Annotated in this window: 23 protein-coding genes and 1 pseudogene; 12 read left to right on the forward strand and 12 right to left on the reverse strand. The window is 71.7% G+C overall.

Translation table 11 applies throughout. The features are described from left to right. Nucleotides 1–72 precede the first annotated feature (72 nt). Together AC0B61_RS13015 and AC0B61_RS13020 are read left to right on the forward strand one after the other, a co-directional pair. The gene (locus AC0B61_RS13015; RefSeq protein WP_471740712.1) at nucleotides 73–858 is read left to right on the forward strand and encodes an ATP-binding cassette domain-containing protein; all 786 of its coding nucleotides are present in this window, start codon (nucleotides 73–75) and stop codon (nucleotides 856–858) included. Next, complete coding sequence (locus AC0B61_RS13020; RefSeq protein ID WP_471740713.1) at nucleotides 855–2,162, forward strand: sugar ABC transporter permease; 1,308 nt, start codon at nucleotides 855–857, stop codon at nucleotides 2,160–2,162. The genes AC0B61_RS13015 and AC0B61_RS13020 overlap by 4 nt, the downstream gene beginning before the upstream one ends. A gap of 88 nt (nucleotides 2,163–2,250) precedes the next feature. Here AC0B61_RS13020 and AC0B61_RS13025 read toward each other — a convergent pair whose 3' ends face one another. From AC0B61_RS13025 to AC0B61_RS13045, 5 genes are all read right to left on the reverse strand, one after another. Beyond that, a complete protein-coding gene (locus AC0B61_RS13025) occupies nucleotides 2,251–2,694 on the reverse strand; it encodes a bleomycin resistance protein (protein WP_471740714.1) in 444 nt (147 codons plus the stop codon). A 582-nt stretch (nucleotides 2,695–3,276) separates the two neighbouring features. Further along, complete coding sequence (locus tag AC0B61_RS13030; RefSeq protein WP_471740715.1) at nucleotides 3,277–3,849, reverse strand: hypothetical protein; 573 nt, start codon at nucleotides 3,847–3,849, stop codon at nucleotides 3,277–3,279. A gap of 16 nt (nucleotides 3,850–3,865) precedes the next feature. After that, nucleotides 3,866–4,246 (reverse strand): ATP-binding protein, encoded by a 381-nt coding sequence (locus AC0B61_RS13035; protein WP_471740766.1) that lies wholly within the window; start codon nucleotides 4,244–4,246, stop codon nucleotides 3,866–3,868. Nucleotides 4,247–4,378: 132 nt separating this feature from the next. Continuing rightward, nucleotides 4,379–4,609 (reverse strand): hypothetical protein, encoded by a 231-nt coding sequence (locus AC0B61_RS13040; protein WP_471740716.1) that lies wholly within the window; start codon nucleotides 4,607–4,609, stop codon nucleotides 4,379–4,381. A gap of 55 nt (nucleotides 4,610–4,664) precedes the next feature. Continuing rightward, nucleotides 4,665–5,897 (reverse strand): helix-turn-helix domain-containing protein, encoded by a 1,233-nt coding sequence (locus AC0B61_RS13045; protein ID WP_471740717.1) that lies wholly within the window; start codon nucleotides 5,895–5,897, stop codon nucleotides 4,665–4,667. Between the two features lie 187 nt (nucleotides 5,898–6,084). Between AC0B61_RS13045 and AC0B61_RS13050 the strand changes: the two genes are divergently transcribed. The 9 genes from AC0B61_RS13050 to AC0B61_RS13090 all read left to right on the forward strand — a co-directional run bounded on the left by AC0B61_RS13050 (nucleotide 6,085) and on the right by AC0B61_RS13090 (nucleotide 11,412). Next, nucleotides 6,085–6,297: a DUF397 domain-containing protein gene (locus AC0B61_RS13050; RefSeq protein WP_471740718.1), complete on the forward strand. Its 213-nt coding sequence runs from the start codon at nucleotides 6,085–6,087 to the stop codon at nucleotides 6,295–6,297. Between the two features lie 184 nt (nucleotides 6,298–6,481). After that, on the forward strand, nucleotides 6,482–6,703 hold the full coding sequence (locus AC0B61_RS13055; protein ID WP_471740719.1) for a DUF397 domain-containing protein: 222 nt from the start codon (nucleotides 6,482–6,484) through the stop codon (nucleotides 6,701–6,703). 129 nt (nucleotides 6,704–6,832) lie between these two features. Continuing rightward, nucleotides 6,833–7,045 (forward strand): DUF397 domain-containing protein, encoded by a 213-nt coding sequence (locus AC0B61_RS13060; protein WP_471740720.1) that lies wholly within the window; start codon nucleotides 6,833–6,835, stop codon nucleotides 7,043–7,045. Between the two features lie 247 nt (nucleotides 7,046–7,292). Further along, nucleotides 7,293–7,781, forward strand: a complete 489-nt coding sequence (locus tag AC0B61_RS13065; RefSeq protein WP_471740721.1) for a GNAT family N-acetyltransferase — start codon at nucleotides 7,293–7,295, stop codon at nucleotides 7,779–7,781. A gap of 88 nt (nucleotides 7,782–7,869) precedes the next feature. Further along, nucleotides 7,870–8,001, forward strand: coding sequence for a hypothetical protein (locus AC0B61_RS13070; protein WP_471740722.1), 132 nt, complete (start codon nucleotides 7,870–7,872; stop codon nucleotides 7,999–8,001). A gap of 348 nt (nucleotides 8,002–8,349) precedes the next feature. Beyond that, nucleotides 8,350–9,024 carry an NAD(P)H-binding protein gene (locus AC0B61_RS13075; protein WP_471740723.1) on the forward strand — a complete coding sequence of 225 codons (675 nt, stop codon included), beginning with the start codon at nucleotides 8,350–8,352 and terminating at the stop codon, nucleotides 9,022–9,024. Nucleotides 9,025–9,213: 189 nt separating this feature from the next. Further along, entirely contained in the window at nucleotides 9,214–9,681 is a 468-nt protein-coding gene (locus tag AC0B61_RS13080; protein ID WP_471740724.1) for an NUDIX domain-containing protein, read from the forward strand. Nucleotides 9,682–9,730: 49 nt separating this feature from the next. Next, entirely contained in the window at nucleotides 9,731–10,234 is a 504-nt protein-coding gene (locus AC0B61_RS13085; protein WP_471740725.1) for a P-loop nucleotide/nucleoside kinase family protein, read from the forward strand. A 140-nt stretch (nucleotides 10,235–10,374) separates the two neighbouring features. Continuing rightward, entirely contained in the window at nucleotides 10,375–11,412 is a 1,038-nt protein-coding gene (locus AC0B61_RS13090; RefSeq protein WP_471740726.1) for a S66 peptidase family protein, read from the forward strand. Nucleotides 11,413–11,466: 54 nt separating this feature from the next. On the opposite strand, the gene AC0B61_RS13095 is transcribed toward AC0B61_RS13090, so the two are convergent. From AC0B61_RS13095 to AC0B61_RS13110, 4 genes are all read right to left on the reverse strand, one after another. Then, nucleotides 11,467–11,877 (reverse strand): hypothetical protein, encoded by a 411-nt coding sequence (locus tag AC0B61_RS13095; RefSeq protein ID WP_471740727.1) that lies wholly within the window; start codon nucleotides 11,875–11,877, stop codon nucleotides 11,467–11,469. Nucleotides 11,878–12,346: 469 nt separating this feature from the next. After that, nucleotides 12,347–12,508, reverse strand: a complete 162-nt coding sequence (locus AC0B61_RS13100; protein WP_471740728.1) for a VOC family protein — start codon at nucleotides 12,506–12,508, stop codon at nucleotides 12,347–12,349. Next, complete coding sequence (locus AC0B61_RS13105; protein ID WP_471740729.1) at nucleotides 12,505–12,693, reverse strand: hypothetical protein; 189 nt, start codon at nucleotides 12,691–12,693, stop codon at nucleotides 12,505–12,507. Before AC0B61_RS13105 ends, AC0B61_RS13100 begins: the two co-directional genes overlap by 4 nt. 61 nt (nucleotides 12,694–12,754) lie before the next feature. Further along, nucleotides 12,755–13,381: an LppU/SCO3897 family protein gene (locus tag AC0B61_RS13110; RefSeq protein ID WP_471740730.1), complete on the reverse strand. Its 627-nt coding sequence runs from the start codon at nucleotides 13,379–13,381 to the stop codon at nucleotides 12,755–12,757. A 343-nt stretch (nucleotides 13,382–13,724) separates the two neighbouring features. Here AC0B61_RS13110 and AC0B61_RS13115 point away from each other — a divergent pair, with 343 nt between their 5' ends. Beyond that, nucleotides 13,725–14,456: a hypothetical protein gene (locus tag AC0B61_RS13115; protein ID WP_471740731.1), complete on the forward strand. Its 732-nt coding sequence runs from the start codon at nucleotides 13,725–13,727 to the stop codon at nucleotides 14,454–14,456. Between the two features lie 25 nt (nucleotides 14,457–14,481). Here the strand turns inward: AC0B61_RS13115 and ypfJ are convergent, their stop codons facing one another. The 3 genes and pseudogenes from ypfJ to AC0B61_RS13130 form a co-directional block, all read right to left on the reverse strand. Further along, nucleotides 14,482–15,387 (reverse strand): KPN_02809 family neutral zinc metallopeptidase, encoded by a 906-nt coding sequence (ypfJ, locus tag AC0B61_RS13120; protein ID WP_471740732.1) that lies wholly within the window; start codon nucleotides 15,385–15,387, stop codon nucleotides 14,482–14,484. A gap of 179 nt (nucleotides 15,388–15,566) precedes the next feature. After that, nucleotides 15,567–15,725: a hypothetical protein gene (locus AC0B61_RS13125; protein ID WP_471740733.1), complete on the reverse strand. Its 159-nt coding sequence runs from the start codon at nucleotides 15,723–15,725 to the stop codon at nucleotides 15,567–15,569. Between the two features lie 123 nt (nucleotides 15,726–15,848). After that, nucleotides 15,849–16,274, reverse strand: a pseudogene (locus tag AC0B61_RS13130) (GTP-binding protein); the annotation flags it as partial. Between the last annotated feature and the right edge of the window lie 297 nt (nucleotides 16,275–16,571).

Below are 16,571 nucleotides of genomic sequence, written 5' to 3' on the forward strand. Positions count from 1 at the left end.
CGCATGCCCGCATGCCCGCATGCCCGCATGCCCGCATGATCCCAAGTCACCCCTCCCTCAGGATGGTTCAACGTGACAGGCGCACCCGTCCTCCAGCTGCGCTCGGTCTCCAAGCGCTTCGGCGCCGTCCAGGCGCTCACCGATGTCGGTCTCACCGTCCACGCCGGCGAGGTCCTCGCCCTCGTCGGCGACAACGGCGCCGGCAAGTCCACCCTCGTCAAGACCATCGCCGGCGTCCACCCCGTGGACGAAGGCACCCTCACCTGGCACGGCGAGCCCGTACGGCTGGGCCGCCCCCAGGACGCCGCCGCCCTCGGCATCGCGACCGTCTACCAGGACCTCGCCCTGTGCGACAACCTCGACGTCATCGCCAACCTCTTCCTCGGGCGCGAGAAACGCCGCACCGGCCTGCTCGACGAGGTCGCCATGGAGCAGCACGCCCGGCAGCTGCTGGACACCCTGGCCATCCGCATCCCCGACGTGCGCACGCCCGTCGCGGCGCTGTCCGGCGGGCAGCGCCAGGTCGTCGCCATCGCCCGCGCGCTGGTGGGCGAGCCGTCCCTGGTCGTGCTGGACGAGCCCACCGCGGCGCTCGGCGTCGAGCAGACCGCCCAGGTCCTGGACCTGGTGGAGCGGCTGCGCGAACGGGGCCTGGCGGTGGTCCTGGTCAGCCACAACATGGCCGACGTGCGGGCCGTCGCCGACACCGTCGCGGTGCTGCGCCTGGGCCGCAACAACGGCGTCTTCCCGGTCGCGGACACCACGCAGGAGGAGGTCGTCGCCGCCATCACCGGCGCCACCGACAACGCCCACGCCCGCCGCCGGGCCCGCCGCACCGAGGAGGCCGACGCCGCATGAGCACCCCCGAAGCACCCGCCACCCCCGCCACCCCTTCCTCCCCCGCCTCCCCACCGTCGCCGGACGGGCCGCCGGCTCCCGCCGCGCCCGATCCGCGGCTGCACGGGCCCGCGCAGGGGTGGGCCGGGTATCTGGAGGCCGCCCGGCGCCGCCTGGCCTCCGGCGAGCTCGGCTCACTGCCCGTCGTCGTCGGCCTCGTCGTGATCGCCGTCGTCTTCCAGACCGTCACCCACCACTTCCTGCAGGCCGACAACCTCACCAACATCACCCGCTTCATCGCCGGACCCGGCCTGATAGCCGTCGGTGTCGTCTTCATCCTCATCCTCGGCGAGATCGACCTGTCACTCGGCTCGGTGGCCGGCGCGAGCGCCGCGATGGCGGCCGTCCTCGCCGTGCGCCAGGACCTGAACGAGTGGGTCGCGATCCTCCTCGCGCTGGCCGCGGCCTGCGTCATGGGCCTGCTGCACGGCCTCTTCTTCGCCCGCGTCGGCGTGCCCGCCTTCGTCGTCACCCTCGCCGGGATGCTCGCCTGGAGCGGCCTGCAGGAGTACGTCCTGGGCGACGGCGGCACCGTCAACAACCGCCACGGCGGCGTCATCGCGAGCCTGGACACCACCTTCCTCGGCGACGGCGACATCGCCTACGCCTGGGGCCTGGCCGTCCTCGCCCCCGCGCTGTACCTGCTCGCCCGCCTGCACACCGCGCGCCGGCGCCGCGCCGCCGGCCTCACCGCCCCGCCCACCGCCGACAGCGCGATCCGCGCCGGGGCGCTCGCCGTCCTCACCCTGGTCGCCGCCTACGCCCTCAACCAGGACCGCGGCCTGCCGCTGTCCCTGGTCGTGCTGCTCGGCGTCGTCCTGGCCACCGACTTCGTGCTGCGCCGCACCCGCTACGGGCGGCAGGTCTTCGCGATCGGCGGCGGCGTCGAAGCCGCCCGGCGCGCCGGCATCAACGTCGCCCGGGTCCGGATCTCCGTCTTCGTCGTCTCCGCGTTCCTGGCCGGCCTCGGCGGTCTCTTCTACGCCTCCCAGCAGGGCTCCGCCGACAAGCAACTGGGCAGCGGCAACGTGCTGATGAGCGCGATCGCCGCCGCCGTCATCGGCGGCACCAGCCTCTTCGGCGGGCGCGGCAAGACCTGGTCGGCGCTGCTGGGCATCCTGGTCATCCAGTCCATCACCACCGGCCTGGACATGGTCCACGCCGCCCAGGCCATCCAGTACATGATCACCGGCGCCGTCCTGCTCGCCGCCGTCGCCCTCGACTCCCTCACCCGCCGCACCCGCACCACCACCGCCCGCCGCTAGGCGCGCGCCCGGGGGCCGGGGCCCCGCCGCATCGTGGGAGGCGGCGGGGCCCCGGCCCCACGGCGGAAAGGGCCGCCCGCGCCCGGGCCTACCGGGGTCCGCTCGGGCTGCCGACCCGCAGCAGGTTCCCACTGCGGTCGACGAGCGCGAACTCCCGCATCCCGTACGGCGTTCCGGCCACCGGCATCAGCCGGCTGCCGGTGGCCGCATCGGCGGCCACCCCCAGGCGCGCCCACGCGCGGTGCAGCGCGTCCGCGTCCCGCACCCGCAGGTAGCAGCTGCCGGCCGTGGCCAGCGGATCCACCCCGGGCTCGTGGCGGAAGTGCAGCTCGACCGCGCCCCGGACGACGATCAGATAGCCGCCGTGGCCGCCCTCCCCGTCCTGCTGTCCGCCCCCGTCCCAGCGCCCGCGCGGCTCGAAGCCCAGCCGGGAGTAGAACTCCACGGTCTCGTCCAAGTCCCGGCTCGGCAGCACCGGCACCGCGTACTCGCCCATCTCCGCGTACTCGCCCGTCTCCGCGTACTCGCCCATCCCGCCACCCTAGAACCCGCCACCGACACCGCCGGCCGAACGCCGTGCGCAGCCCGCCCGCCCGGGCATGCCGGCAGGACACAACCAGCTGCCACTGCAAGGTGGCTGACGATGAGCCACAGCACCGGACCTGCCATCCACCTGAACCGCCGCCGGGCTTCAGTCCCTGGTTGTACGAGGCAACCCGCGTCGAGTGGGTGCCGGAAGCCGAAGTGGTGAAGCGGCTGACGACCGGAGAGGTCGCGGACGGACCGTCGCACGCCGCCCCGTCCTACTACCTCTGCCCGCATCGACTCGCTCGGCGTTCGTGACCGCTCTGGCCCACAGCTCAACCGGCCGGGCCTGCCAGAACAGACGGGTGCTTCCTCGCGGGGCCCCGAGCCGTTCGGCGCGCGGGCCCGACAACCCCGGCTTCGTCCCGCGCATCCGGCCCGAGAAACGGTGCCGCAAGTAGAAGTCGACTGGGCCGACTTCTCACGTATGGGCCTCACCTCCAAGACCAGGCCATCCCATTCACCCCGGCAAGTGGCCTGCCCCGTGGGAAGTCGAAGGGATTCGACTTCCCGTGCGCGGCGTGGGATTTCAGGTGTCGGCGGCCTTGCGGGCATTGGTGCGGCAGGTGGCGAGGGCGTAGGTGATGCGGGTGTCGCGGTTGGGGGCGGTGGCGAGGAGTTCGCCGGCGGAGATGAGGGCGGTCCAGTAGCGGGTGGGGTTGCCGGTGCGGGGCATGGGGTGGGCGGCGGTGAGGGAGAGGTAGGCGGTGGTGAGGTTGCCGGTGGTGAACCAGCGGGTGAGGCCGTGCTGGTGGCCGGGGCGGATGCCGCCCATGGCGTCGATCGCGGTGAGGAAGTGGGCGATGACGGCGTGGTCGCGGGCGGTGAGGGGGACGGGGACGTCGAAGACGCCGAGGGCTTCGAGGAGTTCGCCGGTGTCGTTCTCGGTGTCGTGCGCGGTTTCGGGTCGGGGGTTGGTGAGGAGGGCGTCGTGGCAGTCGTCGAGGCGGCGGGTGGTCTCGGCGGCGGGGATGCCGAGGGCCGTGCAGACCGCGCGGGCGGAGCGCAGGGGGTCGCCGGTGCGGCGGGCGAGGCAGGCGTAGACCTGGGCGGGGGCGAGGGCGGTGTCGAGGAGGTGGCGGGCGGTGAGGGCGAGTCGCATCGGAGGGGGTGCGCTTTCAGACGGTGACGAGGGAGGAGGAGGTGAGGGAGGGCAAGACGAGCACCCAGACGAACTTGCCGACGCCACCCGGGCGGGGGCAGCATCCCCAGCGCTCGGCCAGCTCGTTGACGAGGAACAGGCCGCGCCCGCACTCGTCGTCGGGCGCGGCGGCACGGACGGAGGGACGCCCGGAGCCGGCGTCGTGCACCTCCAACCGAAGACGGCCGCCGAGGAGGGCGAAGCGGATCTCGATGAGCCGGTCGTCGGGAGCGTCGCAGTGCTGGACGGCATTGGCGAACAGCTCCCCGAGGAGCAGTTCGGCGACATCGGCGTAGCGGTCGCCGGAGGCAGGCCGGCGAGGTACGCGCGGAGCAAGTACCGGGCGATGGGGGTGGATTCGGTCCGCGAGTCCAGTCGCGCGGTGAACGGGCGAGGCCGGTGGACAGTGAGCATGGCGAGTACCCCAAGGAAATGTCGACGAACGGGCGCGGTGTTACGCGACCCGTGCCCGAAGGGAGTTGACCGGTTGCTACAGCTCGTTCGGGGCACGGAGGGTGGATCCGCCCTTCGGGGCGGTCCACTCCTGTTCACCACTGGCGCCCTCGGGGCGCAGGTGGCAGCCGTGCACGCCGTTGCCGGGTATGTCCACCACGTCGCCGGCCCTGCCGGTGGCAGTGCCGTAGGTGAGGTCGCCGAGGTGAGGTGCCTGCAGTGGCGCAGGGTCGCGAGGTTCCCCGTGGGCCGTGTGTCGTCCGCTCATGAACACAGACGGTAAACGCACGACTACCGTCGAATATGAATCAGCGGAATACCGCCTATCCGTCCAGGTGGAAGCGGTCGGACATGGAGCGCAGCTTCTCACGGGTGGCCGAGCGCTCGGCGTAGACGATCTTCCGCAGGGTCGCGCGGGCGATCGGGTGGTTGCGCACGAGCTGCGGGGCGGTCCTCTCCGCCGCCTCCAGGGCTCGAAGCGCCTTGTCACGGTTGCCCTCCCACAGCCAGGCGCGGGCCAGATCCATGTGGTGGTGGCCCCGCCTGGACGCCGGGAGGGCGGCGATCTTCGCGGGATCGGCACGCTCGTTGAGGATCAGTGCCTGGGCGTGGTCGCCCATCTCCAACTGGACCGACACCGCGTGGACCTGGACGTTGCCACTGGAGAAGGTCAGCGAGTGCCGGTCGAAGGGCGGCTCTGCCCGGCTTGCGGCCATCAACTCGGCCGCCGCGTGAGCATGTCGGATGCGGTCCTCGGCCTCCATCCGCTGGCCAGCGCGCGCGGCGGACACGGCGGCGCGCAGGTGCATGGCACCCCAGGCCCGCACGGCCAGGGGGTCGTTGGCGCGGTAGCGGTCCTCGACGAGCCGAAGCGCCTTGTCGGACAATGCCAGGGCATCGTCCCAGTCCGCAGTGGCCCACATGTCCCACACCCGCATCCAGTCCGCGACCGCTTCCATCACCGGGTCGCCGGACAGCCGGGCCGACCAGGCGGCCCGCTCGCAGGCCATGGCGACGAGTTCGGGGTGGCCGAGTGTGTGTGCGGCGGTGTGCGCGAACTTGCACTCGATCGCGTAGATCGCGAACGCCTCCTCACGCTCGTGGCCGGTGGACACCTCGGCCAGCGCGCGTGCTTCGCGAAGCATGTCCGGGAGCACCTTCAGGACGGCCACGTTGGCGGCCGCGTCCCTGAGCCGGTGCAGGAGCTCGGTCTCGCGCCACAGCTCTGCCGACGACCGCGGCGCGCCGTCGAACACCGGTGTGAGGTCGTACCGGCGAAGCTCCCGCAGGATCGCGGCCGCCGACACCTGCCACTGGTTCTCCGACGCATTGCCCGCGACGAAGGGCCGCTCGATGAGGTCGTTGGGGTGGCAGTGGAGCGCCGCCGCGATCTGGTTGATCGTGCCGGCCCGGTCGAGTTCGATCGTGCCTTTCTCGACCTTCGACACCCAGCCCTGCGTCCTGCCGATGGCGGCGGCCAAATCGGCCTGGGTCATCCCCAGCCGCAGCCGTGCCCGCCGCACCCGCTTGCCGATCGACTCCCGCTCCTCCAGCACAGCAACCCTCCCGCGCTCGCGCCCGCCTGCCCGATCCGTGAGCCTGCGGTGCTACCAGGAAGCTACCTCCTTCCGGCGGGCGACGTCCCAGGCCGCCATCGCGGCACTACCATCAGCTCCAGGTGGAAGCGCTGTCGAAGACTGCGTCACTGGAGATGATCCGCAAGCAAGGCGGGAGAGGAACGTCATGATTCGCCCTGTAGACCTGTCCGGCGCCGCATGGTTCAAGAGCAGTTACAGCAACAACGGCGGGTCTTGCGTCGAGGTGGCACCCGGCTTCCCCGGTCTGACTCCCGTCCGTGACTCGAAGGACCCTCAGGGCCCGGCTCTCGTCTTCCCCGCCGAGGCCTGGGCGACGTTCGTCACCGCCGTCCGCAGCGGCGAGTTCGGCAACGTCTGAGTCCCAACCCGCAGTCATACCTGCAGCCTTGCTACCCAGCTGCGGCAGGCTTGCGCTGGTCGACAGCGGGAGCGGCAAGCTGGTGGCCTGGGCTTTGGCCAAGGCACCGGTGGGTAGAGAACCCCGAAGCGATCGGCTCCAGCGGCATCGTCCCCGTGATCAGCCAGGCGTGAAGGGACTCAGCATGAGCGAGAACGTTGACTTGTCGGGCGCCTCCTGGTTCAAGTCCTCGCACTCCAACAACGGCGGCAACTGCGTCGAGGTGGCACCCGGCTTCCCCGGGGTGACGCCCGTCCGCGATTCCAAGGACCCCAACGGCCCGGCCCTCCTCTTCCCCTCCGAGGCCTGGACGTCGTTCATCGCCGCGATCCGCCGGGACGAGGTCCTGTCCGCACTCCTCAGGTGATGGCCAAGCAGTGGCGGCAACTTCGTCCCGTTCAGTCTCCTTCACACTGCGGTGGTTCGAGGGGCCATCTTGAGCGGTCATGCGCAACGGTTGTGGGATGACCCGCAAAGCCCGAAAGGAATTCCGATCATGACTGCCCATGTAGACCTGTCCGGCGTTTCCTGGGTCAAGTCCTCCTATTCCAACAACGGCGGCGACTGCGTCGAGGTAGCACCCGGCTTCCCCGGCCTGACGCCCGTCCGCGATTCCAAGGACCCCAACGGCCCCGCCCTCCTCTTCCCCGCCGAGGCCTGGGCGTCGTTCGTCACCGCCGTCCGCAGCGGCGAGTTCGGCGACGTCTGAACCGAAGCCCGCAGCCCGCAGGCCCGGACCCGTGCGCGGTCCGGGCCTGCGGAGTGAGAGCTCGCGGGTACCCCACGGGCGTCACCGTGCTGCTCCCGGACGCCCCGAACCCCGCCGACGCCCGGCCCCCGTCGCGAGCGCGAGCCCGTCGGGCCGGCGCCGGGCCGGCCCGAAACCCCTTGGACGGCACGGCGGCCGGCTTGCTGGAATGGGAGACGGCCGCTGTCGGAGTCGAAGGGGTGCGGCGATGACCGAGATCAGGCTGCACCTTTCGGTGCGCGACCTCACGGACGCGGACCTGCCGTCCTGCGGCTGGGCAGGATCCCCCAAGCATGTGCGCGAGCTCGTCCACCAGATCCGGCGCGCCGAGACGGGCGAGATCGACTACCTGGCGGTCTGCACGCCGGTCGGGCTTCCGGTGGCGGTCGGCGGCATCGACTACACGGTCCGGCCCGGCGCCGGCACCCTCTGGCAACTCGGCGTCCACCCGGCCCTGCAGTCGTGCGGGATCGGCACGCTGTTGATCCGCTCCGCCGAGCAGCGGATCGGCGCCCGGGGCCTGTGCCGTGCCGAACTCGGCGTCGAGGAGGACAACCCGCGCGCCCGCGCCCTCTACGAGCGCCTGGGCTACCGGGCTTTCGGCCGCGAGCTCGACTCGTGGGACGTGGAGGCCGAGGACGGCTCGCTCCAGCGGTACGAGACGATGTGCACGCTGATGCGCAAGGACCTGGCGTGACACCGGACTTCGCGGCGTTCGTCGCCGAGGCGACGGCCGATCGGCCGTCGCCGGGCTCGTCCTCAACGGCTCCCGGGCCCACGACGGCATGAGCACCCGCCACTCCGACCACGACCTCTACGTCGTCCTCGCCGACGACGCGGCGAGCGAGCCGGCTGCGCTCGACGGCTACCGCTCCGCGCGGCCGTGCTGGACGCCTGGGGCGAGGGCCTGCTGCTGATGCGGCCCCACCCGGGCTCCCCCGGGCTCCCCTGACCACCAGCCCTCCTGACCCGGGCGGATGGGTCCGGTCATGGGTCAGTGTCGTGGCGCGATCCACCCGCACACGCGGCGGAGCAGGAAGTCGGCAGGTCCGACTTCCTATGCACAGTGGGGTGTCGATCGAGGCCCGGCAGGGGTCCGCGCACGTCCCGCTCAGCGCCTTCCGCCTCAACGACGACATGATCGTCACGCCACTGCTGCCCCGTAGAGTCGGCCGCCGCGACACTCACGTTCGATCGCTGCCCTGTGCCGGTGTCGCGCGACGGCCTTCGGCGGATCCTGCACTCACCCGGCTACGGTGAACGCCATGACTGTTGTCATCGCGGGCGGCCACGGCAGGGTCGCTCTCCTCATCTCCCGCCTGCTGGCCGACCGCGGCCGGCGGGTCACGGGGCTCATCCGGCGGCCCGAGCAGGCCGCCGCCGTCCGGTCCGCCGGCGCCCGACCGGCGGTGCTGGACCTCGCCACCGCCACCGCCGAACAGTTCACCGAGCACCTCACCGGCGCGCGGGTGGTGCTCTTCGCCGCCGGCGCGGGACTCGGCGACGAGCCCGGCAAGCCCAACCCCGTCGACCACGACGCCATCCTCGCCCTCGCGGACGCAGCCGAACTCGCGGGTGTGCGACGCTTCGTGATGCTCTCCGCCATGGGCGCCGACCCCGCCGCGCGCTACACCGCCGACCCTCTCGTCGAGACCTTTCTCCGGGCCCGGGGCCGCGCCGACGAGAACCTGCTCTCCCGCCGCACACTCGACTGCACCGTCCTTCGGCCCGCATGGTTCCGCGACGGCCCCGGCACCGGCCGGGTCGACCTCAGCGAGCACACCGGCCCCGGTGACATCAGCCGTGCCGACGTCGCCACCGTCCTCGCCGCCCTGCTTGACGCCCCTGCCACCACCCCTCGCGTGCTGGAACTCATCTCCGGTTCCACGCCGATCGCCGAGGCCGTCGGCCGCGTCACCCACCTCCGCGCCGCTCCTTGACGAGGCATCCACGCCGCCGGCTTCGCCGGACCCGGCGGGATTGCCGTCGGTGCGGCCGCCTGTTCCCGGACGGCCGGTTGACGGCCTGCAGTATCGTCCGGATCCGGCAGCGGCGTGCGTTGCATCGGACGCGATGCGGCCCGCACGGGCGTGATGTGTGGACGGTCCCGGCAGTGGAGGTGGCAGGTCATGCCCAGGCGTGACTACGAGGACGACCCGGACGCCCCGAAGGCGAACTCGCTGGTCCCGGCCGCATCCGTCGTCGTGGTCGACGAGGCGGGCCGCGTCCTCCTCCCACGCCGCACCGACAACGGGATGTGGGCCCTGCCCGGCGGCACGATGGACATCGGTGAGTCGCTCGCCGGGTGCGGTATCCGCGAGACGCGCGAGGAGACCGGCCTCGAGGTCGAGATCACCGGCATCGTCGGCACCTACACCGACCCCCGCCATGTCTTCGCCTACGACGACGGCGAGGTCCGCCAGGAGTTCTCCATCTGCCTCCTCGGGCGTCCGGTCGGCGGGGAGCTGCGGGTGTCCGCCGAGTCCCACGAGGTCGCGTGGTTCACCCCGGCCGAAACCGACGGGCTGCCGATGGTGGCGAGCATCCGGAAGCGGCTGACGGACTGGCGCTGCGGGGCGATCCCCGCCGTTCGCTAGTCGCACGGACCGGGAGGGTCCGCCGGGTCGGTCGGTCTAACCTGGCTCCGTGGCAGAGCAATTGAGCACGGTGGTGCTGATGTGCGGTCTTCCCGGAGCGGGCAAGACCACCTACGCGATGGATCTGGTGCGACGCGGTTTCGCCCGGCTGTCGATCGACGAAGTGGTCTGGCAACGACTCGGGCAGCGCGACGCCGGCCTGGTGCTGGAAGCCGAGGCGTTCGACCGGCTCAAGGAAGTGATCCGCCGTGAGCAACGGCAGGAACTGGTCGAGCTGATGCTGGCCGGGCGCGACGTGGTGGTGGACTACAGCTTCTGGAGCCGCGCCGCCCGCGACGACTACAAGGCGCTGATCGAAAGCCACGGTTGCCGCTGGGAACTGGTCCACCTCAAGGCTGACCGGACGACACTGGAGCGCCGCCTCGAAGTTCGAAGCGGCGCAAGGGGTGCCAACGCCGTCACCGTGGATGAGGCGCTGTTCAACCGCTACCTGGCCGACTTCGAGGAACCCAAGGGAGAGGGCGAGCGGGTCGTCATGCAGTCCTTGGGTTGAGGATCTGAAGCCGCTCGGCAGGGATGGGACACCCCGCCCCAGCGGATGCCCTTCTCGCTGCGGATGTTCGCCGGGTTGGTGGAAAACCGCGTGCTTGAAAACCGCGTGACCCTGCCCGTGGCGCCGGTGACACTGACGCCATGACCGCTGCTGCACTGCCTCGACCCCCTCGACCCCCTCGGCTGCTTCGACCGCGTGCCCTCAGGCCCGGAGATCTCGTGGTCATCGCGTCGCTGTCCGGTCCGCTGCCGGCCGCCTACGAGCCCAACGTCGCGCAGACGGTGGTCGTGCTGGAGCGGATGGGATTTCGCGTGCGTCGGGCGCCGCTGCTCGACGGCGGACGCCGCCATTGGTGGAGCGCGGCCACACCGGCGGAGATCGCCGGGGAGCTCAACGGTCTTCTGCGTGATCCCGAGGTGCGCGCGATCGTCGCCAGTGACGGCGGCCAGACGGCGCTCGGCTACCTCGACCTGATCGACGTCGAGGCGATCAGGGCCGACCCCAAGCCGATCCTCGGTTACAGCGACATCTCCCTGCTGCACCTGGTGCTCTACGCGCGCACGGGCCTGGTCGGCTTCCACGCCGACATGGCCGTCCCGGGCTTCGGCGGGCACTGGCAGTCCGCGCCCGTGGCGCGCCAAGCGGAACTCGAGGAGCTCTACTCCCGGCTGCTGACCGGCACGGAGGCGATCGGGGCACTGCCGGCGAGCCCGTCGTGGGAGTGCTGGCGTTCCGGCCGTGTCGAGGGCCGGCTGATCGGCGGGGTGATCAATCGCATCGTGCTGGCACAGGCGACGCCTTTCGCCCTGCCGCTCGAACGGTTCGACGGTGCGGTGCTGTTCTGGGAGGAGATGGGCGGCCTGGCGTCGTACGTGTGGAGCTACCTGCAGGTGATGCGTCACTGCGGCATCCTCGACCGGATCGCCGGCATGGTCGTGGGCGTTCCGCGCGAGATCGGCGGACTCGAGCCCGGCGCGTCCCCGACCCTGCCCGAGATCGTCCTCGACGTCCTCGGCGACCGTGACATCCCGGTCCTGGGCAACGTCGATTTCGGGCATGCCGGCCCGAACCTGCCGATGCCGGTCGGCATCCGCGTGGGCCTCGACGCGCAGCAGCGGACGCTGTCACTGCTCGAACCGGCGGTAGGGCCGCACGCGATGACGGGACCGGTCGGCTGAGCACACCGCCCGCAGTCGTGGCCTACGGGTCTGTGGCCCTAGGGGGTTGGGGCCTTACGGGGCGAAGCCGGTCTCCTGGTCTGCGGCGGCGATCTGGTCGAAGAACCGCTTGTGGACCCAATGGCGTTCGCCGAGGAGGGTCACCTGCCCCCACCGGGCGGAGACCGGACCGAGTCGGGTGTGGCGCGGCATCGTTCCCACCAGGCGCCGGGGGCTGGCACCGCCGGACAGCTTGCTGCTGTCCAACACGTAGATGGCGTCCTGGGTGACCACCACACACCGGTACGTGTTCCAGAGCATGGTCAGGCCGGTGAGGTAGGTGATGATGAAGAACCAGAAGTTCGGTGCGCTCTGGCAGATGAACGCCTGCCGGATCTCACTGCCGGCAGGCAGGAGCGGTGCCGAGCGGCGCACGAGGTCCTGCCGCGGCTCGGATCCGTACCGGCCCGTCTCGTCAACGGCCATGGGCTGCCCCGCCTTCCCTGTCACACATTCCCGCAGATATGCCACCGCACAGGGCTCAACGCGTCCATCACGCGAACAGTGCCGCGAAGGCCGCCCGCACCGGGCGCCGGGGGGCTTTCGCTGCCCGGTCACCGCATGGGGTGGCAGTGGTCACGAACGCCCCTTGTGCGCCTGGTGCTCACGCAGCGTCGATTCCCGCGATGCCTCCGCGGCGCGAGTTCTTCGAGCAACTCGCCGAAGTGTGCGCGAGACCCCGGACAGGGCAGGACGGGAGCAGCCCGCACGGGCCCGGGCAGGCGTCACAACTGGCCCTGCCCGCGCGGCCGCTGTAACGTCACGCTCTGGTCGCTGCCGGCCCGACGACGTTGCCCTCCCTACCCCCAGTGGCAACGCTGCAGGCAGGACCGCTGCCAGAGCGGCATCTGCTCACTGGGGTCGACAACAGGCCTGGCCCGGACCTGACGGGGCATCACCCCTGGCTCGCCGGAACCCAGGCGGCCAGTTCGTTCCCGCCGGGCTCACGGAAGTGGAAGCGCCGCCCGCCAGGAAAATCGAACGCCTCGACCGTGACCGTGCCGCCCGCCTCGATCACGGCTTGCCGTGTCGCATCGAGGTCGTCGACCTGGATCACAGCCAACGGCGCGGCGGGGCCTCGGAGCGGTCCTGCTGAAAGCCGAGGCTGACGCCGTTGCCGCAATCCACGTCCAGGTACTGGGGGCCATACGCAGTCGCGGACCATCCGAAGGCCGCTTGGAGGAACTGGGCCGACCGTACGGCCGAGGACGTCGGAAACTCGACCATCGTGAAGCTGCTCATGAGGGACACCATAGGTCTGTGACCGCAGGCCGCCGCCACGTCGCGGACGAAGATTCCGCCGCTAAGGGACGAAGGTCGTGCCCGGCTTCTGCTTCAGGCTCTGCAGGCACAGGGTGTACTTGTCGCTGCCCCGCTTGTAGACGAAGTAGCCGTCGGCGGCGGGGAAGGACTCGCGGCACACGTTCTCGCCGTCGTTGGTGTCGTCCTTGCGGCCCACGACGCGGGCCTCGGCCTTCGGGTCGGAGCAGGGGACGACCTGGACGTCGGGGTTGTTGTCGATCATGCCGGGCAGGACGATCGGGTTGCTGTTGTGGATGCAGTCGCCGGTCTTGGCGAACTCGGGGTCGCCCTTCTCCACGAGGACGATCAGCGAGACCAGGACCACCGGGATGAGCACGCCGAGGATCGTGGGCCGCAGGTACGCCGGCTTGCCGGGGTCCGCCGGTGGGCGGGGCGCGCCGGGCAGCGGCTCGGGCAGCTTGTTGACCTTCAGGCGCTGCGGGATGTTGAGGAGCATGACGATGGGGTTGACGATCATCGAGGGGATGCCCCACCAGCCCTGCCAGAGGCTGTCGGAGGTCATGTCGCGGTGTGCGGCGATGCCGCAGGTGCGGCAGTACGGCCCCCGGCGCTTGAGGTACCTCAGGACCACGATGAAGCCCTGGTGCCCGCGGAAGGTCGCGTCCACGGCCGGGACGGAGCCGCAGTACTGGCAGCTGAGCTCTCCCTCGCCGTAGCCGGGCAGGTCCGGGGCCGCGGCATGGGAGTCAGGGGCGGCGTCGGAGGCGGGCGCGTCGGAGGCGGGCGCGGCGGGCGCGTCGGAGGCGGGCGCGGCGGGCTGAGTGGAAATGGTGGATCCCCCGTGACGATCAAGAGTATGTGCGCCCGAAACCTACCGTTGCTCGAACGCCGGGACGGGCGATCGGAGGCTCCGGGGGTCGAAAGGTCGCCAAACCGTGATCACGCATCGGCCGTCCGCCGCCGGAGTCCGCCGGGCACGAAAAAATGTGGACCGGGGGCCCTCGCGCGGCGTGGCCCTCACGCCACTCATCGAGGCAGGGACCGCGGCCGCGAGCGGGACCACCCTCACCTTCTGGCGCGACGCCGACATCTTCCGGGGCGCCGAGTACTCGTTCGACGCGCTGGCGGACCGGTTCAGGGAACTGGCGCTGCTCAACCGGGCCTTGGACATCTCACTGACCGACGAACGCCACCCGGGCGACAGTCGGTCGGTGCGCTTCCGCTTCCCCGGCGGGCCGCGGGACTTCGTCGCCCTCCTCGACGCCCCGGATCCGGCGCCCGCACCCGCGGACACGGAAACGGACACGGAAACGGACACGATCGCCGTCGATGGCGAGGACCCGCGGATGGCGGGGGCGGTGGAGGTGGCCCTGCGCTGGCGCGGCGCCGGTGAGGAGCGGATCCGCAGCTTCGTCAACAGTTGGCCCATCGCCGGTGGCTCGCACGTGGTCGGCTTCCGCGACGGGGTGGCGGCCGCGGTCACCGCCTACGCGAGGAAGCGGGGCCTGCTGGCCGCGACGGACCCCGACCTCACCGCCGAGCAGGTCGGGGCGGGCCTGACGGCGGTCGTGTCGGTGAAGCTCGACGCTCCCGAGTTCGAGGGCTCCAGGCGCGACTGGCTGGGCAACGCCGCCGTGCGCGCCTGTGTCGCCCAGGCCGTCCGGGACGGCCTGGGCACCTGGCTGGAGGCGCACCCGGAGCAGGCCGCCGCCACCGCCGGCCGCCTCGTGCGGGGCGCCTGAGCACCCCGGGCCCGCCAGCCGTCGGCTACAGCTTCGCCGACGCGAAGGTGTCGCACTGGCCGAGGTCGCCGCTGCGGTAGCCGGTGGTGAACCAGGCCTTGCGCTGCTCGGAGGAGCCGTGCGTCCACGCCTCCGGGTTGATCCGGCCGGTGGCCTGCTTCTGGATGCGGTCGTCGCCGACGGCGGCGGCCGCGTCCAGGCCCTGGGCGATGTCCTGGTCGGTGAGGGAGGCGATCAGCGGGCGGCCGGTGGAGGGCTGCGGGGTGGTGGTGGCGTGGTGCGCCCACACCCCGGCGTAGCAGTCGGCCTGCAGTTCCAGGCGCACCGAGCCGCTGCTCGCGCCCTGGCGGTCGTTGCCGACCTTCTGCATGGCGCCGGTGAGGGTCTGGATGTGGTGGCCGTACTCGTGCGCGACGACGTACGACTCGGCGAACGGGCCGCCCTTGGCGCCGAAGCGGGAGGAGAGCTCGTTGAAGAAGCCGAGGTCGACGTAGGCCTTCTTGTCGCCGGGGCAGTAGAACGGGCCCACCGCCGAGGTCGCCGCCCCGCAGGCGGTGGAGACCTGGTTGGTGAACAGCACCGTCTCGGCGTTCTTGTACGGGAGGTTGGTGCGGCGCGGCAGTTCGGTGCGCCAGAAGTCCTGCAGGCTGTTGGTGACCGCCACGATCCGGCAGTCCTGGCGCTTGTTGGCGTCCGCGCCGGTCTTGCAGGCCTGCTGCGCCTCGCCGGCGGTGCGCGCGCCGGAGGAGGAGGCGGTGGAGCCGCTGCCGGAGGACAGGCCCAGCAGCTGCGGGTCGACGCCGAGGACGACCGCGAACAGCACCGCGATCAGGCCCACGGCCCCGCCGCCGATGGCGACCTTCCCGCCGGGGATGCCGCGCCGGTCGTCCACCTGCGAGGTGTCGAGGTCGCCCTGGTCGTCGAACTGCATTGCCTCTGCCTGCCCGCTTCTGTCGCTCGGTCGGTCGGTTGCCCGGTTACTTCTGTCTGCCTGGTGGCGGTCTGTGCCGTGGCGGCTGGCCCAGCCTACGGTCAGCGGCGCCCGGAGCGCCGGTGACCGGGGCCCGGCCCTGCCAGCGCGGGCAGGGCCGGGCAGCGGCCTCGGCAGGTTCAGCCGGCGGACGCGGGCGGTGCGGGCGGCGCGGGCGGCGCGGGCGGCGCGGGCGCGTACCCGGCCGGGCGGGTGGTGAAGGTGCCGCGTCCGTGGGTGCGGCCGCGCAGGCGGCTCGCGTAGCCGAACAGTTCGGCCAGCGGCACCAGGGCACTCACCCCTGCCTGTGGAGCGCAGGTAAGACGGGCACCCGTGCCCGCGCAGCGCCGTGAAGCAGGAACCCACCGAGACGGTCAGCCGACCGTGGTAGGAATCCCGGTCCTTTAAGGCCGGGAGGACGTCAAGAACGCGATGCGGGGCACGCCGCGGCGTTCGGCCTGGCGCCAGACGGACTCGCTCTGCGGCTCGACGCCGGCGACCGCGTCGAACACCGCGACCGCGCCGTCCAGGACGCGCAGCGAGCGTTCGACCTCGTCGGCGAAGTCGACGTGGCCGGGGGTGTCGATGAGGTTGATCCGGTGTCCGGCCCAGGCGCAGCTGACGGCGGCGGCGAAGATGGTGATGCCGCGGTCGCGTTCCTGGGGGTCGAAGTCGGTGACGGTGGTGCCGTCGTGGACTTCGCCGCGCTTGTGGGTGGTGCCGGTGAGGTAGAGGATCCGCTCGGTGACGGTGGTCTTGCCGGCGTCGACGTGGGCGAGGATGCCGAGGTTGCGGACGGCGGCGATGTTGGTGGTGACGGTCGCGCTGGTGGTGGTGTCGGTGCGCATGGCCCGGGTGCCTTTCGAGGCGGTTCCTACGGGGTGGGCGCGCGATTAGGCAGTACCGATGACTGACAGGCCGTCAGGTGCGTGGCGGTGGAAGGCCGCTGTGGGCGGACGGCGCCAGGGATCAGACGGTGGCGGCACTGCTCCGGTGCCGGCCGCGCAGCGGGCACCGGGAGGACGTGGACACCAGGCTCACCTCGTACCGGGACGCGGGAGAGGGGGCGGCGGCGTTCTGCTTCGGCACGGCCGGTCCCCCCTCTCCCACTCGATGTCGTCACGGTCGTATCGCGGTCGCATCGC

The organism is Kitasatospora sp. NPDC023385, assembly GCF_055664045.1.